Origin of the sequence: Streptomyces sp. 4N124, from assembly GCF_052245395.1 — a bacterium.
GTDB lineage: Bacteria > Actinomycetota > Actinomycetes > Streptomycetales > Streptomycetaceae > Streptomyces.
Genome location: NZ_JBQQBS010000002.1, coordinates 197,450 through 223,758, shown reverse-complemented (window position 1 = coordinate 223,758; position 26,309 = coordinate 197,450). Strand labels below are relative to the sequence as shown.

Genomic DNA, 26,309 nt, shown 5'->3' with positions numbered 1-26,309 from the left:
TCAGTCGATGACCGTGTAGCCCGCCTCGCGCAGGGCTTGGCCGACCTCGGCGCAGTGCGCCGTGCCCTTCGTCTCCAGATGCAGTTCGACCTCCGCCTCCGTGAGCCCGAGCCGTGGGTCGGTCCGTGCGTGGCTCACATCGAGGACGTTAGCGTCCACCACTGACAACACCCCCAGTAGCGTTGCCAGCGCCCCCGGCCGGTCCGTCAACCGCAGCCGTACGGCCAGGTAGCGGCCCTGCGCCGCCATGCCGTGCCGCAGCACGCGCTGCAGCAGCAGCGGGTCCACATTGCCCCCGGACAGCACCGCGACCACCGGGCCCTCGAAGGCTCCGGGATCGCTCAGCAGCGCCGCGACCGGGCTGGCCCCGGCCGGCTCGACGACCAGCTTGGCCCGCTCCAGGCAGAGCAGCAGCGCGGTGGCGAGTTCATCCTCGGTGACCGTGCGGACTTCGTCCACCAGATTTCCGATGATCCCGAACGGCACGTCGCCGGGCCGCCCGACCTTGATGCCGTCGGCCATCGTCGCCGGGTTCTCCACCGCCACCGGCCGCCCGGCCGCCAGCGAGGGCGGATACGCCGCCGCACCCGCCGCCTGCACGCCGACGATCCGCACGTCGGGACGCAGCGCCTTCACCGCGACCGCGATACCGGCCGCGAGCCCGCCGCCGCCGATACCGACGACGATCGTGCGCACCTCGGGGCACTGCTCCAGGATCTCCAGCCCGACCGTGCCCTGGCCCGCGATGATGTCCGGGTGGTCGAAGGGATGGATGAACACCGCGCCCGTCTCGGCCGCGTGCCGCTGCGCGGCGGCCAGCGTCTCGTCGACCACCTGACCGAGCAGCCGCACCTCGGCACCGTACTCCCGGGTGGCGCTGATCTTCGGCAGCGGGGCGCCCTGCGGCATGAACACCGTCGATCTCACCCCGAGCAGCGCGGACGCCAGGGCGACCCCCTGTGCGTGGTTGCCCGCGCTCGCGGCGACGACACCGGCGGCCCGCTCCTCCGGCAGCAGTCCGGCGATACGGACGTACGCGCCGCGCAGCTTGAACGACCCGGTGCGCTGGAGGTTCTCGCACTTGAAGTGCACCGGAGCGCCGACCAGCTGGGTCAGATGCCTGCTGCCCTCCATCGCGGTCACCCGCGCCACACCCGTGAGCATCTTCTGGGCGCCGCGTACGTCGTCGAGGGTGACGGGCCGCAAGGAGTCAGCCGTGCTGTAGCTCATGACTCAAGCATCGCAGTTCACAGCCGTCGGACACCGCTGTGACCAACCTCCGAGACCGGTTTGCGCAGCGCCGGTACGGCCTGCCTCCCGGCCGCGTACCCTGTCCCCCAACCCAGCACCCCCTTCATGAAGTGAGCCCCCGGCCATGCCCACAACACCTGAAATGTCGATGGACATGACGACCGTCGGTGACCGCGGTCTCCTGGACGCGCTGCAGCACGAGGTGGCGGTGTTCGCGCGCCGTGCCGAACAGACCCGGCTCGGCGGCGTCGGGCAGGTGCGCAACTCCATGGACCGCGCCGCATACCTGCTGCTCAACCGCCTCGACAAGGAAGGCCCGATGGGCGTCAAGGCGCTCGCCGCGAGCATGGGGATCGACTCGTCCACGGTCACCCGGCAGGTGGCCCCGCTCGTCGACACCGGGCTGGTCAAGCGCACCTCGCATCCGGAGGACGGGCGGGCCGTGGTGCTCCAGCTCTCCCCGCGCGGGCTGTCGCGGCTGGAGGAAGTGCGCTCGTCACGGCGTCAGTTGATGGCCGAGCTGACAGAAGACTGGGCGCCGGAGGAGCGGGAGGCGTTCTGCACGCTCCTCACCCGCTTCAACACCGCGCTCTCCGAGCGGATGGCCGCCCAGGGCCTGCCGGGCGCGGAGCCCCCGACGGCCTCCTGACCCGCGTACGGCACCTCCCGCCGCATCACGTCCACGCGCGCGTGCCGCCTGAGTCTTGACCGTGGGGCCACCCCTGGCCTCATATGAGACCGGGGCCAGTCGTCGTACCCGGCTTCGTCCGCCGTACGCCGCCCGGACCCCGTCATTCCTCAGGGGCGGGAGGCGTGGTGCGCAGTCGGCAGGCGTCCCAGGGCGCCCGCCGGGCCCGGGAGTTCGAGGCGTTCGTGGCGGGCGCGGCAGGGCGGCTGCTGCATGCCGCCACACTCCTCACGGCGGAGACCCCGGGCGACAACCCACGCGCGCGACGGCTGCTCACCCTGGCCCTCGCCCACACCTACGCCTCCTGGGACCGGCTGCGCGGCGAGGACCCGTACGACCGCACCCGCCAGTACCTCGCCACCCGCTTCGCCCGCGCGGCCTGGCACCAGTACGGCGGACTCGGCCGCGCCCGCCCGCACCCCGGCAGCCCGCTGGCCCGGCTCTCACCGCAGGAGCGGCTGATCCTGGTGCTGCGGCTGTACGAGGGGGTCGCCGAGGAGCAGACGGCGGCACTGCTCGGCCTGTCCGTCGAGCGGGTCCGCGCGATCTGCAACCGCGCGACGACGACACTGCTGCATCCGCCCCGGGGACCGGCACCGGCCGTGGTCGAAGCGGGGGTGGCGCCGTCATGAACCGGCCCGATCGTGAAGCCCTCGTACGGCAGCTCCTGGAGCAGACCCCGCCGCCCGTGCCGCCCGACCTCCATGCGGATGCGATGCGCCGCGGCGGCCGCATGCTGCGCCGCAGGACAGCGGCCCGCCGGATCCTGTGGCTGCTGCTGTTCGCGGCGTCGGTGGCCTTCCTGGTCTGGGCCCTGACGGCCCGCCCGTGGGTGGAGCCGCCGTCGGAGACGACTCCACCGCTCACGGGCTGGTGACCCGGCCTATCGGCCCAGCGCCTGCTGGAGGTCCTCCAGGAGGTCGTCGACGTTCTCGATGCCCACGGAGAGGCGTACGAGGTCGGCGGGGACCTCCAGTGCCGAGCCGGCGGCGGACGCGTGCGTCATGCGGCCCGGGTGCTCGATCAGCGACTCGACGCCGCCCAGCGACTCGCCGAGCGTGAAGACCTTGGCGCGGTTGCAGACCTCTACGGCCGCCTCCTCGCCGCCCTCGACCTGGAAGGAGACCATGCCGCCGAACGCCCGCATCTGCTTCGCGGCGACCTCGTGACCGGGGTGGTCCTCCAGGCCCGGGTAGAGGACGCGCGTCACGCGCGCGTGCCGGGTCAGCATCTCGGCGACCTTGGTGGCGTTCTCGCTGTGCCGGTCCATGCGCACCGGGAGCGTCTTCGCGCCGCGCAGCACCAGCCACGAGTCGAAGGGCCCGGCGACCGCGCCCATCGCGTTCTGGTGGAACGCCAGCTCGTCGCCCAGGTCGGTGTCACCGACGATCAGCGCACCCCCGACGACGTCCGAGTGACCGCCCATGTACTTGGTCAGCGAGTGCACGACGACGTCGGCGCCGAGCGACAGCGGCTGCTGCAGATAGGGCGTGGCGAAGGTGTTGTCCACGACGAGCCGGGCGCCCGCGTCATGGGCGATCTGGGCGACGGCGGCGATGTCGGTGATGCCGAGCAGCGGGTTGGAGGGCGTCTCCACCCACACTGCCTTCGTCTTCGGAGTGATCGCGGCCCGTACGGCGGCCGGGTCGCCGGTGTCGGCGACCGACCACTCCACGCCCCATCGGGAGACGACCTTCGCGAAGAGGCGGAATGTGCCGCCGTACGCGTCGTTGGGGATGACCACGTGATCGCCGGGGCTGAGCAGCGTACGCAACAGGCAGTCCTCGGCCGCCAGTCCGGACGCGAACGCGAGGCCTCGGCGGCCGCCCTCCAGGGCGGCGAGGTTCTCTTCCAGGGCGGTCCTGGTCGGGTTGGCGCTGCGGCTGTACTCGTAGCCACCGCGCAGGCCGCCCACGCCGTCCTGCTTGTAGGTCGAGACCTGGTAGATCGGCGGGACGACCGCGCCGGTGAGGGGATCGGCGGTGTTGCCCGCGTGGATCGCGAGGGTCTCGAAGTGCTGACTGATGTGCCTGTCGCTCATGGGCACCGAGAGTAGTGCGCTTGTGGGCCCGACGACGGATGGCGAGGTTATCCACAGGCCGGGGGCCACGTTGGCCAATTGTCGGCGGCGTCTGGAACGCTGGAGGCATGGAGATTATCTGGGTCCTGATGGCGCTGGTCCTGCTCGGCTTCGTGCTGCTGCCCTTCCTGCGGCGCAGGCGGGGCATGATCGAGCAGGTCGCGCCGGGCCACCCGGACGCCGCGGACCCCGCGAACTACGGGTTCGTCCTGCAGGAGGAGCTGGACATCCGCATGCCCGGCCCCGACCAGGACCTGCTGGACGTCCTGGACGTGGTGCAGCACACGCAGGACTACCGGGCGGCGGCGCAGCTCCTCGCGGGCACGGAGGCGGAGGGTGAGCGGCGCTGGCAGCGCGTGCAGGCCTTCGCGGGCGCCGCGTCGCTGGAGCTCAGCCAGCGGCCGGGCGGGGTCAGCGAGACGCCGGGCGGGCAGTGGCTGCGGGTCTGGCGGACCGAGGCCCCGAAGGACGCGGGCGGCGCGGCGGTGCACGCGGAGTTCCTGGTGCAGCAGGCGTGGCGGACGTCGACGCCCGGCACGGACGAGTTCCGGATCATCATGGAGGAGGCGAAGGCGGCGTGCGGCGAGGCCGCGCTGCTGGCTCCCGGTGATCCGATCCCGTACATCGTCGAGCTGTCGGTGGCCCGTGGACTGGCCTATCCCCGGGCGGAGTTCGAGCAGCTCTGGCTGAAGATCCTGGACCGCGCGCCGGCCCACATGGGGGCGCACCTCGCCGCCCTGCACTACTGGTGCGAGAAGTGGCACGGCTCGCGCGAGCTGGCGATGTCCTTCGCGGAGGCGGCAGCGGCCCGGGCGCCGCAGGGATCTCTCCTCGCCGCGATGCCGCTGTTCGCGGTCTTCGAGCACCTGCCCGAGGTGAACCTGGTCAGCGGCTTCTACCAGAGCGAGGTCGTGACGAAGGCGGTCCACGGCGCGCTCTTCGCCGTCCACGCGGCCCGCTCCGACGACCCGATGCTGGCGCACGTCCGCCACCTTCTGGTCTTCTTCCTGGTCCGCTCCGAGCGCTGGGCCGAGGCCATGAACCAGCTGATACACGTCGACGGCCACGTGGGCGCCCTGCCCTGGACCATGTCCACCGACCCGGCGGCCGAGTTCGCGGTGTACCGCGCACTGGCGGTGGCGGGCTACGAGGCGAACGGCGGCAGCCCGGCGACGCTGCCGCACTGACGGAATTCCGCCTCGCGCGCCTCCGCGCGGTCAGCCCTCCGCGCGGGCGGGCAGCCGCCATCCCGGGCGCGGGAAGTGGCAGGTGTAGCCGTCGGGGTAGCGCTCCAGGTAGTCCTGGTGCTCGGGCTCGGCCTCCCAGAAGGGGCCGACCGGCTCCACCTCGGTGACGACCTTGCCCGGCCACAGTCCGGAGGCGTCCACGTCCGCGATGGTGTCCTCGGCGATCCGCTTCTGCTCGTCGTCCACGTAGTAGATCGCCGAGCGGTAGCTGAGGCCGATGTCGTTGCCCTGGCGGTTCTTGGTGCTCGGGTCGTGGATCTGGAAGAACAACTCCAGGATCGCGCGGAAGTCGGTCTTCTCGGGGTCGAAGAGGATCTCGATGGCCTCCGCGTGCGTGCCATGGTTGCGGTACGTCGCGTTCGGCACATCACCCCCGGTGTATCCGACCCGGGTCGCCGTCACGCCCGGGAGCCGGCGGATCAGGTCCTGCATCCCCCAGAAGCATCCGCCCGCCAGCACGGCCCTCTGCGTCTGCGAAGCCATTGCGACCCTCCAATTTCTGTCAGCTCGGTCACTCGGGCTGCTCGGCTCGCACACCACCGGCATCCCCTACCCACCCGCCTCAACGCGCGAGAGTTCCCGGCGATTCCGTACCCGTCCAACCCGCCCTGCGGCAGCCGGACAATCCCACGCTCAAAGCCCCGTCCCCCGGCGATTTCCTCCGCGCCGCAGCGGACGCCGAGGCTCCGGCCTACGATCGCTCGCATGCTGCTTCGCCGGATGGTGCGGATGGTGATGGTGCTTGCCGTGGCGCTTGTGACGGCGCTCCAGGGGAGTTCGGGGATGGCGCAGGCCGAAGCCGACCGGCCGGTGCCCGAGCGGCAGTTGCTGTTCTACAACCACGCCTACGGTGTGCTCGACCGGGAGACCGCGGACGCCATCGAGCACTCGGCCTATCTGCGGGACTTCGCCAACTTCCAGGTCCGTACGACGACCGGTGCCGGCGGGGTGACGTGGACCGGTCGCTATCTGATGGGGCGCGAGACCTATCTCGAACTGTTCGGGGTGGGCGATCTGCCCGGCCAGGACGGCAGCTTCGGCTCCGCCGGGATGGGTGTCTCGACCGAGCGGGCCGGGGATCTGGCGACAGTGACCGAGCGGCTGCGGGAGCAGGGCGTCGCCGAGCCGGTCGAGTTCCGGCAGACGCGTGACTTCGGGGACGGCGTACCGGTGCCGTGGTTCGACGCCGTCTTCACGACGACCGAGTACGACGCCTTCGGCGCCTGGGGGATGGAGTACCTGCCGGAGTACTTCGCCGACCCGCGCAGCAACACCGAGCCGGCCGGGCACCCCGGTGACGTCGGCCGCGAGCGCTACCTGTCCGACGGCTACCGCGACCGTCTGTTGCGTGATGTGACCTCGGTCCGGCTCGCGGTCACCGCACGCGATCTCGCCGCCACGGTGCCGCTGCTGCGGGCCGGCGGGTTCGTGGTCAGGCCGGTGGCGGGCGGCGGTGTCCTGGCGAAGAGCGGCGGGACCACGATCCGGTTCGACGCCGCCCCGCGCGAGCACGTGGGACTGCGGCAGGTCGAGATGTCGCTCAACCGGCCCCTGGGACACCGGCACGAAGAACGCATCGGGCGGTCGACGCTCGTCGTCGGCCCGGGCGCTCGCGCCGTGTGGACCTTCGGCGACGCCGCATAGCGGCGCCGGCACTGCCGAACGCCTCAGCCCCCGCTCCCGTACGGCCGCGTGATGATCTCCAGGTTGTGGCCGTTCGGGTCGTCGAAGTAGGTGCCGCGGCCGCCGTCGTTGTGGTTGATCTCGCCGGGGCTGGTGTGGTGCGGGTCCGCCCAGTGGGTCAGGCCGGCGTCCTGGATGCGGGCGAAGATCGTGTCGAAGTCGTCCTCGGAGACCAGGAACGCGTAGTGCTGCGGGGTGATCTCGCCGGATGTGCCGATGTAGTCGAGGGTCACGCCGTTGGGGATCTCGACGGGGATGAACGGGCCGTACGGCGGGCCGACTTCCAGTCCCAGGATGTCTGCGAGGAACCGGGCCGATGCCTTCTTGTCGTGTGCGGCGACGATGGTGTGGTTCAGCTCGACCGTCATCGTGTGGGCCTCCTCACGCAACCTCACGCAACCTCACCCATCAACATACTCCGAGGTCACTTGCGGTAAGGCTTGGCGCGTCGAGGGCCCCGGAGCCGTGCGGCTCCGGGGCCCTCGGCCGTCAGGTGGACGTCAGATCGTCGCCGTGTCGATCACGAACCGGTACCGGACGTCACTCGCCAGCACCCGCTCGTACGCGTCGTTGATCTGGTCCGCGTCGATCAGCTCGATCTCGGCGCCGAAGCCGTGCTCGGCGCAGAAGTCCAGCATTTCCTGGGTCTCCTGGATGCCGCCGATGCCGGAGCCGGCGAGGGTCTTGCGGCCCATGATCACCGAGAACAGGTTGAGCGCGACGGGCTCCTCGGGAGCGCCGACGTTCACGAAGGCGCCGTCCGTCTTGAGGAGGGACAGGAACTGGTCCAGGTTCAGCGGCGCCGAGACCGTGGAGAGGATCAGGTCGAAGGTGCCCTGGAGGTCCTCGAAGGTCTTCGGGTCGCTGGTGGCGTAGTAGTGCTCGGCGCCCAGCTTGAGGCCGTCGTCCTTCTTGCGCAGGGACTGCGACAGCACCGTCACCTCGGCGCCGAGTGCGTGCGCGATCTTGACGGCCATGTGGCCGAGGCCGCCCATGCCGAGGATCGCGACCTTCTTGCCGGGGCCGGCGTTCCAGTGCTTGAGCGGGGAGTACGTGGTGATGCCGGCGCAGAGGAGGGGCGCGGCCTCGTCGAGGGACAGGCCCTCGGGGATGCGGACGACGTAGTTCTCGTCCACGACGATCTGCCGGGAGTAGCCGCCGTAGGTGGGCTCGCCGTCCTTGTCGACGGCGTTGTACGTGCCGATCATGCCGCCACCGGTGCAGTACTGCTCCAGGCCGGCCTTGCAGTTCTCGCACTCGCGGCAGGAGTCGACCATGCAGCCGACGCCGACGCGGTCCCCGACGGCGAACTTGGTGACACCGGGGCCGACCTCGGAGACCACGCCGGCGATCTCGTGGCCGGGCACCATCGGGAAGATGGCCTCGCCCCAGCCCTCGCGGGCCTGGTGGATGTCCGAGTGGCAGATTCCGGCGAACTTGATGTCGATCAGCACATCGAATTCGCGGACCGCGCGCCGCTCGATCGTCGTGCGCTCGAGCGGAGCCTTGGCGCCGGGTGCGGCGTATGCAGCAACAGTGGTCATGCCGGGGTTCTCCTAGGGGGATACGTGCGCCCGGCCGCCTTCTGACCGGGCACGACGTCCAGCGTGCCGAAGGCCGCGACATTCACCCAGGCCACCGTTCTGTGTACGTTCACTGGTCCTACTACCGCTGGGGTCAGGCTCCGGTGCGTACGACCGTGAATACTTGAGGCATGGACGAACAGCTCGAACCGGTGCACGAGACCGGCGGGAACCTGGACCGGCGCGCCGAGCTCAGTGAGTTCCTGCGCACCCGGCGTGCCCGGCTGAAGCCGGAGGACGTCGGGCTGCCGGACTTCGGGCGGCACCGCCGGGTGCCGGGGCTGCGCCGCGAGGAGCTGGCGCAGCTGGCCGGGGTGTCCGTGGCGTACTACACGCGCCTGGAGCAGGGCAACGGGCGGAACGTCTCGGCGGAGGTGCTGGACGCGATCGCGCGGGCGCTGCGGCTGAGCGACGCCGAGCATGCGCATCTGACGCACCTGGCGAAGCCCAAGCAGAACAAGAAGAAGCAGGCCGCGCGGACGGAGCAGGTGCGGCCCGCGCTGGCGCAGCTGCTGGACTCGATCGACGGGGTGCCCGCGTACATCACGGGCCGGCGTTCGGACATCCTCGCCTGGAACCGGATGGCGGCGGCGGTCTTCGGCGACTGGGCGGAGCTGCCGGTGCAGGAGCGGAACTGGGCGCGGCTGGTGTTCCTGCGGCCGGAGTACCGCGATCTGTTCATGGAATGGGACCAGAAGGCGTTCGACATCGTCGCCTATCTGCGCATGGACGCGGGCTGCCACCCGGACGACCCGCGTCTGTCCGCGCTGGTCGGCGAACTCTCCGTCAAGAGCGAGGAGTTCCGGCGGCTGTGGGCCACCCATGACGTCAAGGAGAAGAGCTACGGCGTCAAGCGCCTACGGCATCCCCTGGTCGGCGAGCTGACCTTGAACTTCGAGTCGTTCCGCCTCATCGACGGCACGGAACAGACCCTGATCACGTACCACGCGGAGCCGGGGTCACCGTCGGCGGAGGCGCTGCGGCTGCTGGCCAGCTGGGGAGCCGACGCGACGAAGGCCGGTACGGGCAGGCCGGCGACCGGCTGACCGCTCACCCCTGATACGGCGGCGCCGCTCCCCAGGTCCACCTCGGCACCGGCTGCTCGGCGGGCGGCTTCGCGTCCGGGCCGGAGAAGTACACGGCCAGCCGCGTCCCCCACTCCACATACGCCAGGAACGCCGAGCGGAACTCGGCATCCGTCGGCAGGCCCGCCTCGTCCGCCGCGTCCTGGATGAGGTTCACCCAGCGGCGGCGCTGCGGCTCGGTGATGTTCCGGCCGAAGTGCTTGGCGACCATGTGGCCGTGGCCGCCCTGGGTCTCGGAGTAGGCGGGCGGGCCGCCGAAGACCTCACCGAGCCAGAGGGCGACGTGCTCGGCGTGCTCGGGCGCGAGACCGGCGAAGACCGGGGCGAGGAGGTCGTCCTTGAGGACCTTGTCGTAGAAGACCTCGGTCAGCCGGGCGAAGGCCTCCGTGCCGCCGGCCCAGGCGTACAGCGTGGGGACGGACGCGCCCGTGCCACGTACCGTCGTCGGCTTGTAGTGGCGCATCTCCTCGATGCTGCCGATGTACGGGCGGATCTCGGCGAGGAAGTCGGCGAACAGCTCCGACTTCCGGAAGCCTTCCAGATGGTCCTCGGTCGAGGTCCAGGTGATGCGCAGGACGAAGTGCTCGAAATCCTCCTCGCAGCGCGCCAGTTCGTAGCCGACGCACTGCGGGGCCGCCGCCAGCTGGGCCGCGGCTCGGGTGTAGGCGGCGAGGAACTCCGCCGACTGCTGTTCGGGGATGCGGTACCGGATGTATTCGACGCTGTGTGCGCTCATGGAACCCACACAAGCACGGCGGTACGGCGGAAGCTGCTCCTCCGGCGGGGCGTCGGCTCAGCGCTCAGCGAAAGTTGGTTCCTGGGTCACGTACAGCCTTCTCATGCATCTCTTATCCCGGGCTTATCCCTTCATCACGGTGCGTACCTAGCTTGCGGCACATGTTCTTCACCTACCTGAGGCGCGAGCTGCGCCGCCGCAGAAAGGCGGCCCTCGTCGTCGCCTCCGGCCTTGCGCTGGGTATCGCGCTGGTCATCGTGGTCAACTCCGTGTCGTCCGGCATGGGGAAGGCGCAGGACAAGGTCCTCGAGTCGCTGTACGGGCTCGGTACGGACATGACCGTCACCAAGGCGGCCCCGGCATCGGATGGTTCACAACAGGCGCCTCGCTTCCGGTTCGACGCGCAGAACGGCGAGGAGGAGCAGAGCAGCGACCGCGTCGTGGTGCAGGGCTTCGAGACTCTGGCCGACTCCACCATCGCCAAGGTCGGCGACCAGGACGGCGTCTCCGACGCGGTCGGCGGCCTCAGCCTCCAGGTCCTCAAGGTGAACGGCAACTTCACCCCCGGCCAGTTCCAGCAGGGCGGCGGCGGTGGCGGCGGTGACGGTGACGGCCCGCCGCAGGGCGGCGAAGTGCGGGGCGGCGGCGCCGACTTCGACGTCGACAGCTACTCGGTCTACGGCACGGACGTCACCGAGCCGGCGCTCGGTCCGCTGACCTCCTCGAAGATCACCAGCGGTCGTACGTTCACGTCGTCGGAGACCAACGCCAAGGTCGTCATCGCCGACTCCGCCTACGCCAAGGAGAAGTCGCTGAAGGTCGGCTCCACGGTCACCATCAAGGGCACCAAGTTCGAGGTCATCGGCATCGCCACGGCCGACAGCGGTGACTCGGCGGCGAACCTCTACATCCCGCTGAAGCAGGCGCAGACCCTCAGCGACTCCAAGGACAAGGTCACCACGATCTATGTCCAGGCCACCGACTCCCAGCAGATCGACTCCGTCAAGTCCGAGATCCAGAAGAACATTTCCGGTACGACGGTGACGACCTCCGCCGATCTCGCGGACACCGTCTCCGGTTCCCTCTCCACCGCGTCCGACCTCGCGACGAGCGTCGGCAAGTGGCTGTCCATCGCGGTGCTGGTGGCGGCGTTCCTGGTCGCCGGGCTGCTCACGTCGTCGGCCGTGTCCCGGCGCGTGCGGGAGTTCGGCACGCTCAAGGCGCTGGGGTGGAAGTCGGGGCGGGTGACCCGGCAGGTCGTCGGCGAGGCGATGGTCAACGGGCTGCTGGGCGGTGCGCTGGGGATCGCGTTGGGCTTGGCGGGAGCGTATGTGGTGACGGCCATCAGCCCCACGTTGCAGGCACAGTTGGGCGGCGGTGGCGGTGGCGGTCGCACCGGCGGCGGTGGACTGGGCGGCGGCCCGGCGCGGCAGGCATCGTCCACGACACTCGACGTCGCACTGACCGCACCCGTCAGCCTTACGACGGTTGCCCTCGCGGTTGCCCTCGCGGTCACGGGCGGCCTGATCGCGGGAGCGTTCGGCGGCTGGCGAGCATCACGGCTCCGCCCGGCGGACGCACTGCGCCGCGTCGAGTAGCCGACGTCGGCTGCGGCCGGCCGGGGCGTTCGCGCAGCCCGGCGCGGTGGCTGAGGCGGGGCGGGCCGCGCAGCCCGGCGCTGCCGGGGCACCGCCTGCGCCCACCCGTGCCGCCCCAGGCGGCACGACTGCCCGCAGCTTGGCGGGAGGTGCCGCCGCTTGCTGGGTGGGCGCCGCGCGAGGCGGCATGCATGCTCGCAGCTTTGCGGCACGTGTGGCCCGCAGCTGGGCGGGCTGTGGCGGCCGACGGGACTGCAACCCCCCAAGGGGCGCGGGGAACTGCGCGACCAGCCCCCACCCACCCGCAGCTTGGCGGGAGAGCGCCCGCAGCTACGCGGGCTGGCGGCCGACGGGACTGCAACCCCCCAAGGGGCACGGGGAACTGCGCGACCAGCCCCCACCCACCCGCAGCCGAACACAACGCGAACCACCCCCGAACCCCACTCAGGAGCAACCCACATGTACGAACTCAGAAGCGTCACCAAGCGCTACACCCGCGGCAAGGAATCCATCAACGCCCTCGACAGCGTCAACCTCACCATCCCCGACGGCGACCGCCTCGTCATCCAGGGCCCCACCGGCGGCGGCAAGTCCACCCTCCTCCAGATGCTCGGCGCCCTCGACCGGCCCACCGCAGGTGAAGTCGTCCTGGACGGCACCGACTTGGCCAAGCTCCCCGAAACCCGCCTCACAAAGGTCCGCAGCGAGAACATCGGCTTCGTCTTCCAGGCGTTCAACCTGATCCCCACCCTCACCGCACAGGAGAACGTCGAAACCGCCCTCGTCCCCCTCGGCGTGAAGACGACCGAGCGGCGCGACCGCGCGGCGGACGCGCTGAAGTCCGTCGGCCTCGGCGAACGCCTCACGCATCTGCCCGGCGAGATGTCCGGCGGCCAGCAGCAACGCGTGGCGATCGCAAGGGCACTGGTGAAGCAACCGAAGGTACTGCTCGCCGACGAACCCACCGGCAACCTCGACGAGTCGATGCGCGACGAGATCATGGACGTACTCGAATCCATGTGGAAGGAGTTCGGACTCACCTTCATCATGGTCACCCACGACTCGGCGATCGCGAAGAAGGCCCCCCGCCTGGCCACGATCAAGAAGGGCCGCATCACGGTCAAGGAGAACGCGGTCTAGGGCACCAACGACTGGGTGTGACCGCCGCTCCCGGAAAAGCGGGACCCGGCGGTCCACTCACGGCGTCACCGCCCTCAATCCACCATCGCCCCGCACGAGATGTTCACGTCCGTCGACGTCAGCGTCCGTGCCTTGTCCGACGCCACGAACGCCGCCACGTCCCCGACGTCGCTCAGCGTCGCCGCACGCCCCAGCAGCGTCTCCCGCTCGATGGAGGCGATGATCTCCTGGGCGCCGTCGAACCCCGCGGGCAGCGTTTCCGGCACGCCGCCCGTCTTGAGGGTGACGACGCGAATGCCGCGCGGACCGAGTTCGACGGCCCACTGCCTCCGCAGTCCTTCGAGCGCATCGAGGGCGATCTTGAAGCCGCCCAGCCCGGGCAGGGTCTGCGGACCGCTGCCGCCGAAGGCGAGGATCACGCCCGACCCGCGCCGGGACATATGGCGTGCCGCGGCCCTGGTGGTGAGGAACTGGCTGCGCATCGCGTTGGTGATCGGCTGGAGGAAGTCGCTGACGGTGATCTCGGTCAGCGGCTGCTGTACGTCGCCGTAGCCGATGGCGTTGAACGAGATGTCGATCCGCCCCTCGCGCGCGGCGACGCCGTCGACGTACGTGTCCACCGCCCGCTCGTCGAGCGCGTCGACGACGGCCGGCTCCGCCACACCGTTCTCCGCACGGATCTCGTCGGCGAGTTCGTCGAGCTTCTTCGCGGTGCGTCCGGCGAGATGGACCCGCGCGCCCTCGCGGCCGAAGGCGCGCGCCACCGCGCCTCCGATCGGCCCACCGGCGCCGTACAGCACGGCCACCTTGTTCTCCAGCAGCATGTCCCGCTCCCCTTTCCCGGGTACGTCTTCCTCGGGTACGTCGAGACACGCGGCCGGAATTCGACACAACCATTGGGACTCTTGAGATCTCTATTGAGGGCCTGATCACTCCCCGGCATACTGCGTCATCCGGGGGGAGCGCGCACATGCGTACGAGATGACCCCCCGCCGGGTGAAGGGGAATTCACCCGGTACCTCAGGCAGGGGGAAATTTGCGCAGACAAGTGAAAAGAGCAGGCGCGGCCACCGTCGCCACAGCGGCCGCCGTCGCCCTCGCCGCGGGCATGACCAGCCCGGCGTCGGCGGAACCCGAGCAGAGCGGGGCCACCGGCGCCGCGAAGCTCGCCGCGCCCCACCGCATCACCCTCATCACGGGTGACCGGATCGCCGTGGACGCCAAGGGCCAAGTGGTCGGCCTGGAGCGGGCGGAGGGGCGGAAGCACATACCCGTGCAGGTCCGTGAAGCCGACGGGCACACGCTCGTCATACCCGCCGACGCGGCCCGTCTGGTCGCCGCCGGCAAGCTCGACCAGCGGCTGTTCGACATCACCGAGCTGAACAAGACCGCGACCCGTTCGTCCCAGAAGAACGGCCTGAAGGTCATCGTCGGCTACAAGGGCGCCGCCACCGCCGCCAAGTCCGACGTCCGGGACGCGGGCACGCTCCGCAGGACCCTCACCTCCCTGAACGCGGACGCCGTGCAGACGCCGCAGAAGGACATGCCCGAGCTGTGGGACGCCGTCACCAACGGCGACAAGACAGCCTCCGGCATCGCGCACATCTGGCTCGACGGGGTCCGCAAGGCCAGCCTCGACAAGTCCGTGCCGCAGATCGGCGCCCCCAAGGCATGGGCGGCCGGCTACGACGGCAAGGGCGTCAAGATCGCCGTCCTGGACACCGGCGTGGACGCCACCCACGTCGATCTGAAGAACCAGGTCGTGGAGTCCAAGAACTTCACCACGGCCGCCGACGCCCACGACCGCTACGGCCACGGCACGCACGTCGCGTCCATCGCGGCGGGCACCGGCGCCAAGTCGGGCGGCAAGTACAAGGGCGTCGCTCCGGGCGCCAAGATCCTCAACGGCAAGGTCCTCGACGACAACGGCTTCGGTGACGACTCCGGCATCCTCGCCGGCATGGAGTGGGCGGCCGCGCAGGGCGCCGACGTCATCAACATGAGCCTGGGCGGCGGCGACACCCCGGAGATCGACCCGCTGGAGGCGGCGGTCAACAAGATCTCCGCGGAGACGGGCACGCTCTTCGCCATCGCCGCGGGCAACTCCGGTCCGGAGTCGGTCGGTTCGCCGGGCTCCGCGGACGCCGCGCTCACCGTCGGCGCCGTCGACGACAAGGACGTCCTCGCCCCGTTCTCCAGCACCGGCCCGCGCACCGGTGACGGCGCCATCAAGCCGGACGTCACCGCGCCGGGTGTGGACACCACGGCCGCGTCCGCCAAGGGCAGCGTCATCGAGCAGGAAGTCGGCGAGAACCCGGCCGGCTACGTGACCATCTCCGGTACGTCGATGGCGACCCCGCATGTCGCGGGCGCGGCGGCGATCCTGAAGCAGCAGCACCCGGAGTGGACCTACGCCGAGATCAAGGGCGCGCTGACCGGTTCCACCAAGGGCGGCAAGTACACGCCGTTCCAGCAGGGTTCGGGCCGCATCCAGGTCGACAAGGCCATCAAGCAGACCGTGATCGCCGACCCGGTGTCGGTGAGCTTCGGCACGCAGCAGTGGCCGCACACCGACGACACGCCGGTCACCAAGAAGCTGACGTACCGCAACCTCGGTACGGCGGACGTCACGCTCAAGCTGACCTCCACGGCGACCAACCCGAAGGGGCAGGCCGCCCCGGCCGGCTTCTTCAAGCTGGGCGCCACCACGGTGACCGTCCCTGCGGGCGGCAAGGCCAGCGTCGACATGACCGTCAACACCAAGCTGGGCGGCACCGTCGACGGTGCGTACTCGGCGTACGTGACGGCGACGGGCGGCGGCCAGAGCGTCCGTACGGCGGCCGCGGTGCAGCGTGAGGTCGAGTCGTACGACCTCAAGGTCAAGCACATCGGCAAGGACGGGCAGCCGTCCGAGTACAACACCGTGCTGTTCGGCTACTCGGGCCTGGGCGCGAACCGCGTCTACTCGGTCCCGGCCGCCGAGTCCGGCACGACCACGATGCGCGTGGCCAAGGGCACTTACCTGCTGGACGCCTGGATCGCCGAGGACTTCGCGACCTTCGAGGGCGGCCTCGACTGGCTGGTCCAGCCGAGGCTGACCGTCACCAAGGACACCTCGGTGACGATCGACGCCCGTAAGACCAAGGCGGCCGACATCACGGTGCCGGACGCTGCCGCGAAGCAGACCTTCGGCATGATCGGTTACCTCTACGACGCGGCGGGTGTCGGCGTCGGCGTCGGCCTCGACACCTTCGCCAATGTGCGCATGGCGCCCCTCGGCGGGGAGGTCAACGGTCTCACGCAGACCTGGAACGGCCAGTGGACCAAGGGCGCCGACACCGAGTACGACGTCGCCACCACCGCCAAGGTCAAGAAGATCCAGGGCGACAAGGTCCGCCACTTCAAGGCGGGCGAACTCGCCAAGGTGAAGAACGACATCGGCGCCGCCACCGCCGGAAAGACCGGCGGCATCCTCACGATCGGCGCCTTCCCCGAGGACGTCGTCATCGGCAGCCCGATCGAGCAGAAGCTGCCCGGCACGCGGACGCTGTACCTGTCGACGTCCGACAAGATCGAGTGGACGTACGACGTCGAGCAGTACGGCGGCACGGACGCGGACGGCTTCCCGATCCTGGAGGCGTCCTACACGCTCGGCAACTTCCTCAAGTTCGAGGGTGGCAAGACCTACAAGAAGACCTTCAACCGGGCGGTCTTCGGCCCGCATCTGAACTCCCAGTTCGGGCTGTTCCGCGAGGGCAACCAGATCTACGGGTACCTGCCGCTGTTCGCGGACAGCGTGGGACACGCGGGCTCGTCGCTGTTCACCTCGGTGAACACCTCGCTCTACCGCAACGGCACCAAGGTCGGCAGCAACGACGACCCGCTGTTCGGCAACAAGGCGTTCAAGGTCCCGTCCGGCGACGCCGAGTACAAGCTGACGACGTCGGTCAAGCGGACCGTCAAGGTCGCCGCCGCGTCCACGCGGATCGACGCGAGCTGGACCTTCCGCTCCAAGAAGCCGTCCGGCGACCTCGCCAAGCTCCCGGCGTCCACGGTCCGCTTCAGCGCGGCCACGGGCCCGGACAGCCGCGTCGAGGCCGACAAGACGGTCAAGATCCCGGTCACCGTCCAGGGCGCGGCCAAGGGCAGCAACCTCAAGTCCCTGACGGTGTACGTGTCGTACGACTACGGCCAGACCTGGAAGAAGGTCACCGTCTCGGGCGGCAAGATCACCGTGAAGAACCCGGCGAAGGGGAAGGCGATCTCCTTCCACGCCAAGATCACCGACAAGAAGAACAACAAGTCGACGATCTCGATCTACAACGCGTACTACGCCAAGTGATCAGCTGAGGTCGACCACAGGATCGGGCCCTTCGAGAGTCAATCTCGAAGGGCCCGAATCTCTTTGGATCCGTGCTCCCTTGGGTTGCCCAAGCAGGGGAAGGGAACGGCCTGGCGCATGATCAGCTCAACGCGCCACCACCCGCGGTGCGAGCCCGAGCAGTAGAGGCGGCTTCCGCCGCCTCCTGGAAGTCGATGATGGCCCCGCCGTAGTCCCTCGCCCAGTTCGTCAGGACCTCGATGGGCTCGACGAGGGTCCGGCCGAGGTCGGTGAGGCTGTACTCGACCCGCCGTGGCGCTTCGGCATGGCGTTCGACCAGACCGTACTGCTGGAGCCGGCGCAGCGTGTGGGTGAGGACCTTACGCGAGATGCCGCCGATGAGGTCGATGAGTTCACCGTGCCTGCGAGGCTGATGGCTGAGCCCGAAGAGCACGAGCACGGCCCATTTGTCGGCGATGATCTCGACCGCCAGGCGCGTGGGACAGTCAGCGAGGAAGGCTGGTCCAGCCACGTTCTGCATGACAATCGAAGGTACCAGGAGGTAACCCGCGGCTCCGTAACGTCTTCCGCGAGCAACGAAACAGCACCAGATGCGGAGGAGTCACCATGCCACGAGTTGTCGTGTTCGACGAGTTCGGCGGGCCGGATGTCATGCACGTCGTCGAGGAGGCGGTCGTCGAGCCCCTCGCCGGCGAGGTACGGGTCAGGATCGAAGCGTTCGCCGTCAACCCGCTCGACCAGATGATGCGTTCCGGTACCTCGCCCGCAACCGTCCCCCTGCCACACGCTCGCCTCGGCGTCGAAGGAACCGGCGTCGTCGACGCGCTGGGTCCCGAGATCACCGGGCTGAAGATCGGCGATCCGGTCATTCTCACGGCCATTCCGGACGCGAGCGCCAGGGGCAGCTACGCCGAATACACCACGGTCCCCGCGAGCCAGGTCGTCGCCCGGCCGGCCGGGCTCGGAATCACGGAGGCGGCGGCGATCTGGGTCGCGTACTCCACCGCCTACGGCGCGCTCGTCGAGAAGGCGAGGATACGGCCCGGCGACCACGTCCTCATCACTGCCGCGTCCGGCGGCGTCGGCCGGGCGGCAATGCAGATCGCCCATCAGATCGGCGCCGTGCCCATCGCCATCACTCGGCACACTGCGAGGAAGGACGACCTGCTCGCCGCCGGCGCCGCCGCGGTCATCGCCACCGACCACATGGACGTCGTCAAAGCCGTCCGCCACCACACCGGCGGGACCGGCGCCGACATCGTCCTCGACGTTGTCATGGGCCCCGGCCAGCAGGATCTCCTGAAGGCGGCTCGGCCCGGCGGAACACTGGTCGCCGCGGGCTTCCTGGACCCTCGGCCCACACCCTTCCCGAGAAGCACGCCGCTCACGATCTTCAGCTACCGAAGCTTCGAGCACACCCTCGACGGCGTCGTGGTGAAACGCATGGCGGCCTTCCTGAACGCGGGTGTACGCCTCGGTGCACTGCGGCCCGCCATCGACAGGGTGTTCGCCCTCAACGACGTCGTCGAGGCACACCGCCACCTTGAGAAGGGGCTCCACGCCGGGAAGAAGATCGTCGTGACGGTCTAGGAACGGACCAGAAGGAGCGTCACATGCCGGATATTACCGGCAACTCCCTTACGCGAAGCGAAACTTGAGGGCGGCCACCCGATCGGGTGGCCGCCCTCAGTCGACTGACGTCAGCGCGCAGACCGGCGTCAGACCGCCGAACCCGCCTTCCACTGCGCCCAGTCCATGTTCCAGCCGTTCAGGCCGTTGTCCGGGGCGATGGTCTTGTCGCCGGTGTTCTGGACGACCACGACGTCACCGACGATCGAGTTGTTGTAGAACCAGTAGCCCGCCGTGCCCTTGTCGTTGGCGCCCTTGGTGTCGTTCAGGCCGACGCAGCCGTGGCTGGTGTTGGTGCTGCCGAAGACCGAGTCCGCGCCCCAGTAGTTGCCGTGGATGAAGGTGCCGGAGCTGGACAGGCGCATGGCGTGGGGGACGTCCTTGATGTCGTACTCGCCCTTGCCGTCGTCGTCGGTGAAGCCGACCGTCGCGCCGTTCATCCGGGTCTCCTTGAACTTCTCGGAGATCACCATCTGGCCCTCGTACGTCTTGTTCTCGGGCGAACCGGCGGAGATCGGGATGGTCTTGATCGTCTTGCCGTCCTGCGTGACCTTCATCTGCTTGGTGTTGGCGTCGACGTAGGAGACCTGGTTGCGGCCGATCTTGAAGGTGACCGTCTTCTGCTGGACGCCGTAGACACCCTCGGAGCCCTCGACACCGTCGAGCGCGAGCTTCAGCGTGACGGTGGAGCCGCCCTTCCAGTACTCGTCCGGCCGGCAGTCCATGCGGGTCTCGTTGAACCAGTGGCAGACGACTTCCTGGCCGCTGCTGGAGGTGACGGTGACGCCCTTCTGGACGTCCGCCTTGTTGGTGATCGCCTTGTCGAAGTTGATCGACACCGGCATGCCCACACCGACCGTGGAGCCGTCCTCCGGCGTGAAGTAGCCGAGGAAGCTGTTGTCCGGGGAGACCGTGGAGAACGAGGCGTTCTCGTGGGCGACGCGGCCTTCGGAGTCCTTGGCCTCCGCCGTCACCTTGTAGGTGGTGGACCGCTCCAGCTGGACGCTGGGCTTCCAGCTGGTCTTGTCGGCGGATATCTCGCCCTCGACGGCGGTGCCGTCGTCCGTGGTCATCTTCACTTCGGTGAGCGTGCCCTTGCTCACGGTGACGGCGGTGCCCTTGTTGATGGAGGCGTTGTCCGAGCCGTCCTTCGGCGTGATCTTGATCTGCGCTTCGGAGGTCTTCTTGGCCGCCGCCTCGTCGACCTTCGCCTGCGAGGTGTCGTTGCTCCCGCCGGAGGCGTCGTCACCGCCGCCGGAACAGGCCGAGAGCACCAGGACACCGCCGAGCAGTGCGGACGCGGCCATCAGACCCCTGCGCCGCTTACTGTCCGTCATCACACGCTTCTCCATCGCTGCCGAATCCCCAAACCCCGAGTGTCCCCGTTAACAAACATCCGTAAAAAGCTTCAACGCCAAGACCGGTTCGTCCCGTTCCACATCTGTCGGATGTGTGGGGCACACCACGTTCGCGGGGCGGGTGGTGCGGATGTCGGTCAGTGCGCCCCCTGAGACGACGAAACCCCGGGCGGCGGTTGCCGCCCAGGGTCACGATTTTCCCAAGCAGCGTCAGCCGACCGCCTTCTCGGCGTCTTCCTCGTCGCCGTCACCGTCGTCGCCATCATCCTCGTCGAGGTCCCACTCGGGCGACTCCGGGTCGTATTCGATCTGCTCACTGCTCCAGGAGGCCTGCTGGAGCTCGATTCCCGGCACCTCGCTGACCAGGTCGAACGGGTCCACGAGATAGGCGAGAGCCTCCGCCGTGTCTTCCGTCACAGCGCTCTGTGCGTGTACCCGTTCGTCCTGCGGCATATCAGCGTCATCCGCGATGCGCTGAAGTGCCGCTTTCGTGAGGTCGTCGGCATCGTCGACCTCGATCACCAGCTCCACGCGAAGCCGTACAAAACGTGATGTCTCTGCAGTGCTCATGCCCGGAGCGTACGACCCACAGCTCCCGTGACTTTCCCGTGACCCGCACCTTTCACTAACATCGCCTCACACGGCCAATTCGCCAGCGCCACAAGGGGATCGATATTCCGTGTCATCCGCTCGCCGTCCGTTGCTGACCGCCGCCGCCGCGGGCACCCTGCTGGGCGCCCTGTGGTTCGTCCCGTCCGCCAACGCGACGATGGAAGGCCCGGCCAGAACGGAGCCCTCGGCGACCCCGACGTCGCAGGTCACCACGCAGGCCCGGGTCACCACGGAGGCTTCCGCCGACGGCACCCGACTCGCCGACACCGGAAGCTTCGACACCACCCCGTACATCGTCGGCGGGACGTTCTTCCTCGCCCTCGGTGCCGGGTTCGTGGTGTATTCGGTACGGCGTGAGCGACTGGGTTTTTAACCCACTTGACGTGTCTTTGACTTGGGCCGCATAGTCCCGCCATGAAGAGATCATCGGGCGCGCGCATAGCCGCCACGGTCGCCGTGAGCACGCTGTCGCTCGCCCTTGTCACCGGTTGTTCCACCGAGGAGTCGGGCGGCTCCAAGGCACTCGGCTCCGAGTCCGCCACGCCGACCCAGGCCGCCAAGGCGCGCAGCGCGGGCGAGTTGGAGAAGCTGCTGCTCGCCGCGGGCGAGGTCAAGGGCTACAAGGTCGCCACCGGCGACGACACCCTGCCGAAGTCCAAGAGCGTCGTGAAGACCGACAAGGCCGCTTGCGCGCCGCTCGCCTGGGCCATGGCCGGTCTCGCGCCGGGCGACACGGACGCGAGCGTCAGCAACACGGTCACCGCCGACCCGTCGTCGGACGCCGCCTCCAAGCCCGCCGAGGACCTCACCGAGGCCGACATCGAGAACGCCTTCTCGGTCAACATGACCTTCGTGGGCCTCTCCTCGTACGAGGGCGACGGCGCCGCGCAGGCGGTCAAGGCCGTCTCCGACGGCATCGCGGCCTGCTCCGGCGGGTTCGCCATCACCGCCCAGGGCGAGACCCAGAAGATCACCAAGGTCTCTTCCCAGCAGGCCCCCACGGGCGGCGACGAGTCCGTCGCGTTCTCCGTGGACTCCGACATGGACGGCGAGGGCACGGCCACCTTCAACACCCAGGTGGTACGCCAGGGCTCCACCGTCGCGACGTACTACACGGTGGACTTCGCGCAGATGGGCACCGGCAAGGCGGCCGAGGTCCCGTCGGCCGTGGTCGACGCGCAGGCAGCCAAACTCAAGTGACCGCCCGGTCGAGGTGATCCCGCGGGGCCCTGCCGTCGTCGTACGGCAGGGCCCTCACTGCCTTACTGCAGGGGCCCGGTGACGGCTTCCACCGCCGCCAGCAGCCGCCCGTCCCGCACGAACGCGTCCGCCGCCGCGAGGTCGGGCGCCAGGAACCGGTCCGGACCTGGACCCGCCACACCCGCCGCCCGTGCGGCCTCGATGACGGCCCGCGACGCGGGCGCCGGGGTCAGCCCCTCGCGCAACTCGACGGCGCGCGTGGCGGCGTACAACTCGATGGCGACGACCCGGGTGAGGTTGTCGACGGCCGTACGCAGCTTGCGCGCCGCCGACCAGCCCATGGAGACGTGGTCCTCCTGCATCGCGGAGGACGGAATCGAGTCGGCCGACGCCGGTACGGCCAGCCGCTTCATCTCGCTCACCAGCGCGGCCTGCGTGTACTGAGCGATCATCAGCCCGCTGTCCACCCCCGGGTCGTCCGCGAGGAACGGCGGCAGCCCGTGGCTGCGGTTCTTGTCGAGCAGCCGGTCGGTACGGCGCTCGGCGATCGACGCGAGGTCGGCGGCGGCGATGGCGAGGAAGTCGAGGACATAACCCACGGGCGCGCCATGGAAGTTGCCGTTGGACTCGACACGTCCGTCGGGCAGTACGACGGGATTGTCGACGGCGGAGGCGAGTTCGCGCTCGGCGACCAGCCGGGCGTGGGCCATGGTGTCGCGTCCGGCGCCGGCGACCTGCGGAGCGCACCGCACGGAGTACGCGTCCTGGACGCGGGGTGCGTCGTCCTGGTGATGCCCGGTCAGGCCCGAACCCTTCAGCACGGCCAGCATGTTGGCGGCGGAGGCGCCCTGGCCCGGGTGCGGGCGGATGGCGTGCAGCTCGGGCGCGAGGACCTTGTCCGTCCCGAGGAGGGCTTCGAGGCTGAGGGCGGCGGTGACGTCGGCGGATTTGTAGAGGGTGTCGAGGTCGGCGAGGGCCATCACCAGCATGCCGAGCATGCCGTCGGTGCCGTTGAGGAGGGCGAGGCCTTCCTTCTCACGGAGCTCGACGGGCCGGATCCCGTGCTCGGCGAGAAGCTCGCCGGCGGGCCTCAGGGTCCCGTCCGGGCCTTCCGCCTCGCCCTCGCCCATCAGCGTGAGGGCGCAGTGGGACAGGGGGGCCAGGTCGCCGGAGCAGCCGAGGGAGCCGTACTCGTGCACGACGGGGGTGATTCCGGCGTTGAGCAGGTCGGCCATGGTCTGCGCGACCTCGGGCCGGACGCCGGTGTGCCCCGAGCACAGGGTCTTCAGCCGCAGGAACATCAGGCCTCGTACGACCTCCCGCTCCACCCTCGCCCCCATGCCGGCGGCGTGCGAGCGGACGATGTTGCGCTGCAGCTGGGCCCGCATCTCCTGGCTGATGTGCCGGGTCGCCAGGGCGCCGAAGCCGGTGCTCACGCCGTAGACGGGGTCGGGCTTGGCGGCCAGCGCCTCCACGATCTCGCGGGCGGCGGCAAGCGCTGCCACGGCCTCCGGGGAGAGCTCGACCCGGGCGCCGGCGCGCGCCACGGCGAGAACGTCGGACGCGGTCACCCCGGACGTCCCCACCACCACAGTGTGCATATCCATATTCAGGAGAGTAGTGAGTGAATTCGAAGATGTCACGAGTGGGTGCAGGTTTCACCCCTTACCGATTTGGTCACACGGTCACGCCGGGGTCAGCGCCGCCCCCGGAACCGGCGCCGCTCGGCCCCGGTGTCGCGCGAGGGTTCATCAGCCAGCCGCACGACGGGATCGTCCGGCCCTTCACGACCGGCGACGACGGGTTTGGTGGCCCGTACGGCCTTGGCGCGGTACTGGGCGGCGTCCGCGAGCCGGAACAACCGCCGGGCAGAGCGGACGGGCCCGATCGGATCTCCCGTCGACGCGACCCCGCAGGCGACACCCTCCCCCAGCTCCAACTCGGCGGCCCGGCGGCAGAGTTCATCGGCGGCCTTGACGACCTCGTCCGCGGGCGGCCCGACCGCGAGCAGACAGAACTCGTCACCACCGAGGCGGGCGGCAAGCGCGCCGGGCAGCATGGCCCCGCACAACGACAACACCGACCCGAACCGCTCCAGCAGCCGATCCCCGACGGCATGCCCGCGCGTGTCGTTGACCCGCTTGAGCCCATTGAGATCACAGACGACCAAACTCACGACGACCCCCTGGTTGCGATGCCGCTCGACGGCCTCCTCCAGACGTACGTCGACGGCGCGGCGGTTGGCGAGTCCGGTGAGCGCGTCGGTGTACGCCAGCCTCCTCGCCTCCTCCAGCCGCTCGGCCTGGGCGATCCCGGCGGCGACGACGGCGGCGAGGACGGTGGCGAAGTCGGCGTCGGCCCGGTCGAAGACGGGCTCTCCGACAGCCCGGGCGACATACAGCTCGCCCCAGGCCCGCCCGTGCAGCACGATCGGGGCGACGACACAGCAGCCGCGGCCACGGCGGCGCAGGGCGGCAACGCGCTGATGGACATAACCGGGCCGCCCTGTCGTAGGCCCATCAGCGGTCTCGACCCAGGCGTCGGGCTCGCCACCCCCGGCCCACCGCTCGTGCAGAAACTCGGTGATCTCAGGAAACTGATGCACCGGGTAAGCCTCATCTTCCGGGAACTCCACCTCCCCGGCCGCCCGCTCCCCCACATTCACCAGCACCCGCAGCCGCCCCAGATCCCGCTCCCACACCGACAGCGCCGCAAAACTCCCCCCCAAGGCCCGACAAGCCCCACCGGCCGCCGCCCGCCACGCATCCCGCGACCCATGCGCAGCCGCCATACCCTGCGCCAACGCCACGACCGCCGCGAGCCGGATGTCCTCACCCATCACTCCAGGCTAGGGAGGAAATGGGCGAACCGGGACATTGATGCGGCGAACAGGTGGGCGCGACGGTCCAGCGTGCAGCCCTGTAGGGCGAAGCCCCGCCGGGGTTCAGGGGCGAAGCCCCGCCGGGGTGCAGGGGCGAAGCCCCGCCGGGGTGCAGGGGCGAAGCCCCGCCGGGGTGCAGGGGCGAAGCCCCGCCGGGGTGCAGGGGCGCAGCCCCGCCGGGGTGCAGGGGCGCAGCCCCGCCGGGGTGCAGGGGCGAAGCCCCGCCGGGGTGCAGGGGCGAAGCCCCGCCGGGGTGCAGGGGCGGAGCCCCTTCAGGATGGGATGGGTAGGGGCGGCGGGGGCGAGTTACTCTCCCGGCCACTCAGGGGGACGCTTCTCGTTGAACGCCGCCACCCCCTCCGCCCGGTCCCCCGAGAAGGCCACCGCCCGCCACGCCGAGTCCTCGACCTCCAGCCCGGCTCGCAGATCCAGCCCGAACCCCACCCTCAACGCCCGCTTGGCCGCCCGGAGCCCGACGGGAGAGTTCGCCGCGATCCGGGACGCCAATGCCAGCGCCTCCTCACGATCCTGCCCCGCCTCCACCAGCTGATCCACGAGCCCCAACTCCCGTGCCTCAACCGCCTCGACCCGCCGCGCAGAGAAGATCAGCTCGGCCGCCCGTGCCGCCCCCACCCGCCGCGGCAGCAACTGCGTTCCCCCGCCCCCCGGAATCACCCCCACCGAAACCTCGGGCAACCCCACCACCGCCGTCCGATCGGCCACGATCACGTCGCACGACAGCGCCAGCTCGAACCCACCCCCCAGCGCAAACCCGTGCACCGCCGCAATCACCGGCACCGGCAGCTCCAGCACCCCGGTGTACGCCCCCCGCGCCACCGGCCGCTGCCGCACCAGCTCGGCATCGGTGAAGGAGTTCCGCTCCTTCAGATCCGCCCCGACACAGAACGCCCGCTCATGGGTCGACGTCAGCACGACCACCCGTACGCCCTTGTCGCCCCCCAGCGCCGTACACGCCGCCGCGATGGAGCGTGCCATCTCCGTCGACACGGCGTTCATGGCCTTGGGCCGGTCGAGGGCCAGCTCGGCGACATACCCCACGCCCCCGTCGCCGTGTCGCCGCACCAGCACGAACTCCCCGAACCGTTCCTCGCTCATGACACCCTCCGGTTAACGCGGGTTAACAACAGCATGCGCCCCGATCATCGCAGCCATCCCGGGCAGGGAAAAGGCCGACG

The 26,309-nt window shown here is 69.9% G+C and carries 25 protein-coding genes; 12 read left to right on the top strand and 13 right to left on the bottom strand.

Annotated elements, in window-relative coordinates; genetic code table 11:
• Positions 1-1,230, bottom strand: coding sequence for a threonine ammonia-lyase (gene ilvA / locus ACTWQO_RS03095; protein WP_443235619.1), 1,230 nt, complete (start codon positions 1,228-1,230; stop codon positions 1-3).
• 163 nt (positions 1,231-1,393) lie between these two features.
• On the opposite strand from ilvA, the gene ACTWQO_RS03090 reads away from it, so the two are divergent.
• From ACTWQO_RS03090 to ACTWQO_RS03080, 3 genes are all read left to right on the top strand, one after another.
• On the top strand, positions 1,394-1,900 hold the full coding sequence (locus ACTWQO_RS03090; RefSeq protein ID WP_443235618.1) for a MarR family winged helix-turn-helix transcriptional regulator: 507 nt from the start codon (positions 1,394-1,396) through the stop codon (positions 1,898-1,900).
• Positions 1,901-2,067: 167 nt separating this feature from the next.
• The gene (locus tag ACTWQO_RS03085; RefSeq protein ID WP_443235617.1) at positions 2,068-2,571 is read left to right on the top strand and encodes a sigma factor-like helix-turn-helix DNA-binding protein; all 504 of its coding nucleotides are present in this window, start codon (positions 2,068-2,070) and stop codon (positions 2,569-2,571) included.
• Positions 2,568-2,816: a hypothetical protein gene (locus ACTWQO_RS03080; protein WP_443235616.1), complete on the top strand. Its 249-nt coding sequence runs from the start codon at positions 2,568-2,570 to the stop codon at positions 2,814-2,816. The genes ACTWQO_RS03085 and ACTWQO_RS03080 overlap by 4 nt, the downstream gene beginning before the upstream one ends.
• A gap of 6 nt (positions 2,817-2,822) precedes the next feature.
• On the opposite strand, the gene ACTWQO_RS03075 is transcribed toward ACTWQO_RS03080, so the two are convergent.
• Positions 2,823-3,980 (bottom strand): cystathionine gamma-synthase, encoded by a 1,158-nt coding sequence (locus ACTWQO_RS03075; protein WP_443235615.1) that lies wholly within the window; start codon positions 3,978-3,980, stop codon positions 2,823-2,825.
• A 107-nt stretch (positions 3,981-4,087) separates the two neighbouring features.
• Here ACTWQO_RS03075 and ACTWQO_RS03070 point away from each other — a divergent pair, with 107 nt between their 5' ends.
• A complete protein-coding gene (locus ACTWQO_RS03070; RefSeq protein ID WP_443235614.1) occupies positions 4,088-5,206 on the top strand; it encodes a hypothetical protein in 1,119 nt (372 codons plus the stop codon).
• Between the two features lie 30 nt (positions 5,207-5,236).
• Here the strand turns inward: ACTWQO_RS03070 and msrA are convergent, their stop codons facing one another.
• Positions 5,237-5,749, bottom strand: a complete 513-nt coding sequence (msrA, locus tag ACTWQO_RS03065) for a peptide-methionine (S)-S-oxide reductase MsrA (protein WP_443235613.1) — start codon at positions 5,747-5,749, stop codon at positions 5,237-5,239.
• Between the two features lie 246 nt (positions 5,750-5,995).
• Between msrA and ACTWQO_RS03060 the strand changes: the two genes are divergently transcribed.
• The gene (locus ACTWQO_RS03060; RefSeq protein WP_443235751.1) at positions 5,996-6,910 is read left to right on the top strand and encodes a DUF5829 family protein; all 915 of its coding nucleotides are present in this window, start codon (positions 5,996-5,998) and stop codon (positions 6,908-6,910) included.
• A 23-nt stretch (positions 6,911-6,933) separates the two neighbouring features.
• On the opposite strand, the gene ACTWQO_RS03055 is transcribed toward ACTWQO_RS03060, so the two are convergent.
• Positions 6,934-7,317, bottom strand: coding sequence for a VOC family protein (locus ACTWQO_RS03055; RefSeq protein WP_443235612.1), 384 nt, complete (start codon positions 7,315-7,317; stop codon positions 6,934-6,936).
• Positions 7,318-7,449: 132 nt separating this feature from the next.
• Positions 7,450-8,493 (bottom strand): NAD(P)-dependent alcohol dehydrogenase, encoded by a 1,044-nt coding sequence (locus ACTWQO_RS03050; protein WP_443235611.1) that lies wholly within the window; start codon positions 8,491-8,493, stop codon positions 7,450-7,452.
• 170 nt (positions 8,494-8,663) lie between these two features.
• On the opposite strand from ACTWQO_RS03050, the gene ACTWQO_RS03045 reads away from it, so the two are divergent.
• Entirely contained in the window at positions 8,664-9,578 is a 915-nt protein-coding gene (locus ACTWQO_RS03045; RefSeq protein ID WP_443235610.1) for a helix-turn-helix domain-containing protein, read from the top strand.
• Between the two features lie 4 nt (positions 9,579-9,582).
• Here the strand turns inward: ACTWQO_RS03045 and ACTWQO_RS03040 are convergent, their stop codons facing one another.
• Positions 9,583-10,353, bottom strand: a complete 771-nt coding sequence (locus ACTWQO_RS03040) for a group II truncated hemoglobin (RefSeq protein ID WP_443235609.1) — start codon at positions 10,351-10,353, stop codon at positions 9,583-9,585.
• Positions 10,354-10,514: 161 nt separating this feature from the next.
• Here ACTWQO_RS03040 and ACTWQO_RS03035 point away from each other — a divergent pair, with 161 nt between their 5' ends.
• Both ACTWQO_RS03035 and ACTWQO_RS03030 read left to right on the top strand, forming a co-directional pair.
• Positions 10,515-11,951: an ABC transporter permease gene (locus tag ACTWQO_RS03035; protein ID WP_443235608.1), complete on the top strand. Its 1,437-nt coding sequence runs from the start codon at positions 10,515-10,517 to the stop codon at positions 11,949-11,951.
• 459 nt (positions 11,952-12,410) lie between these two features.
• Entirely contained in the window at positions 12,411-13,091 is a 681-nt protein-coding gene (locus ACTWQO_RS03030) for an ABC transporter ATP-binding protein (RefSeq protein ID WP_443235607.1), read from the top strand.
• A 74-nt stretch (positions 13,092-13,165) separates the two neighbouring features.
• Here ACTWQO_RS03030 and ACTWQO_RS03025 read toward each other — a convergent pair whose 3' ends face one another.
• On the bottom strand, positions 13,166-13,915 hold the full coding sequence (locus ACTWQO_RS03025) for an SDR family NAD(P)-dependent oxidoreductase (protein WP_443235606.1): 750 nt from the start codon (positions 13,913-13,915) through the stop codon (positions 13,166-13,168).
• 224 nt (positions 13,916-14,139) lie between these two features.
• On the opposite strand from ACTWQO_RS03025, the gene ACTWQO_RS03020 reads away from it, so the two are divergent.
• Positions 14,140-17,433, top strand: coding sequence for a S8 family peptidase (locus ACTWQO_RS03020; protein WP_443235605.1), 3,294 nt, complete (start codon positions 14,140-14,142; stop codon positions 17,431-17,433).
• 121 nt (positions 17,434-17,554) lie between these two features.
• Here ACTWQO_RS03020 and ACTWQO_RS03015 read toward each other — a convergent pair whose 3' ends face one another.
• Positions 17,555-17,953 (bottom strand): winged helix-turn-helix transcriptional regulator, encoded by a 399-nt coding sequence (locus ACTWQO_RS03015; RefSeq protein WP_443235604.1) that lies wholly within the window; start codon positions 17,951-17,953, stop codon positions 17,555-17,557.
• Between the two features lie 86 nt (positions 17,954-18,039).
• Between ACTWQO_RS03015 and ACTWQO_RS03010 the strand changes: the two genes are divergently transcribed.
• Positions 18,040-19,023 carry a zinc-dependent alcohol dehydrogenase family protein gene (locus ACTWQO_RS03010; protein WP_443235603.1) on the top strand — a complete coding sequence of 328 codons (984 nt, stop codon included), beginning with the start codon at positions 18,040-18,042 and terminating at the stop codon, positions 19,021-19,023.
• Positions 19,024-19,151: 128 nt separating this feature from the next.
• Here ACTWQO_RS03010 and ACTWQO_RS03005 read toward each other — a convergent pair whose 3' ends face one another.
• Together ACTWQO_RS03005 and ACTWQO_RS03000 are read right to left on the bottom strand one after the other, a co-directional pair.
• Complete coding sequence (locus ACTWQO_RS03005) at positions 19,152-20,414, bottom strand: L,D-transpeptidase (RefSeq protein WP_443235602.1); 1,263 nt, start codon at positions 20,412-20,414, stop codon at positions 19,152-19,154.
• A 216-nt stretch (positions 20,415-20,630) separates the two neighbouring features.
• Positions 20,631-20,990 (bottom strand): hypothetical protein, encoded by a 360-nt coding sequence (locus ACTWQO_RS03000; RefSeq protein WP_443235601.1) that lies wholly within the window; start codon positions 20,988-20,990, stop codon positions 20,631-20,633.
• Between the two features lie 109 nt (positions 20,991-21,099).
• On the opposite strand from ACTWQO_RS03000, the gene ACTWQO_RS02995 reads away from it, so the two are divergent.
• Positions 21,100-21,405 (top strand): hypothetical protein, encoded by a 306-nt coding sequence (locus ACTWQO_RS02995; RefSeq protein ID WP_443235600.1) that lies wholly within the window; start codon positions 21,100-21,102, stop codon positions 21,403-21,405.
• Between the two features lie 41 nt (positions 21,406-21,446).
• Positions 21,447-22,232, top strand: a complete 786-nt coding sequence (locus ACTWQO_RS02990) for a hypothetical protein (protein WP_443235599.1) — start codon at positions 21,447-21,449, stop codon at positions 22,230-22,232.
• Between the two features lie 62 nt (positions 22,233-22,294).
• On the opposite strand, the gene hutH is transcribed toward ACTWQO_RS02990, so the two are convergent.
• From hutH to ACTWQO_RS02975, 3 genes are all read right to left on the bottom strand, one after another.
• The gene (gene hutH / locus ACTWQO_RS02985; protein WP_443235750.1) at positions 22,295-23,833 is read right to left on the bottom strand and encodes a histidine ammonia-lyase; all 1,539 of its coding nucleotides are present in this window, start codon (positions 23,831-23,833) and stop codon (positions 22,295-22,297) included.
• 95 nt (positions 23,834-23,928) lie between these two features.
• Positions 23,929-25,071, bottom strand: coding sequence for a diguanylate cyclase domain-containing protein (locus ACTWQO_RS02980; RefSeq protein ID WP_443235598.1), 1,143 nt, complete (start codon positions 25,069-25,071; stop codon positions 23,929-23,931).
• A 348-nt stretch (positions 25,072-25,419) separates the two neighbouring features.
• On the bottom strand, positions 25,420-26,229 hold the full coding sequence (locus ACTWQO_RS02975) for an enoyl-CoA hydratase/isomerase family protein (RefSeq protein ID WP_443235597.1): 810 nt from the start codon (positions 26,227-26,229) through the stop codon (positions 25,420-25,422).
• Between the last annotated feature and the right edge of the window lie 80 nt (positions 26,230-26,309).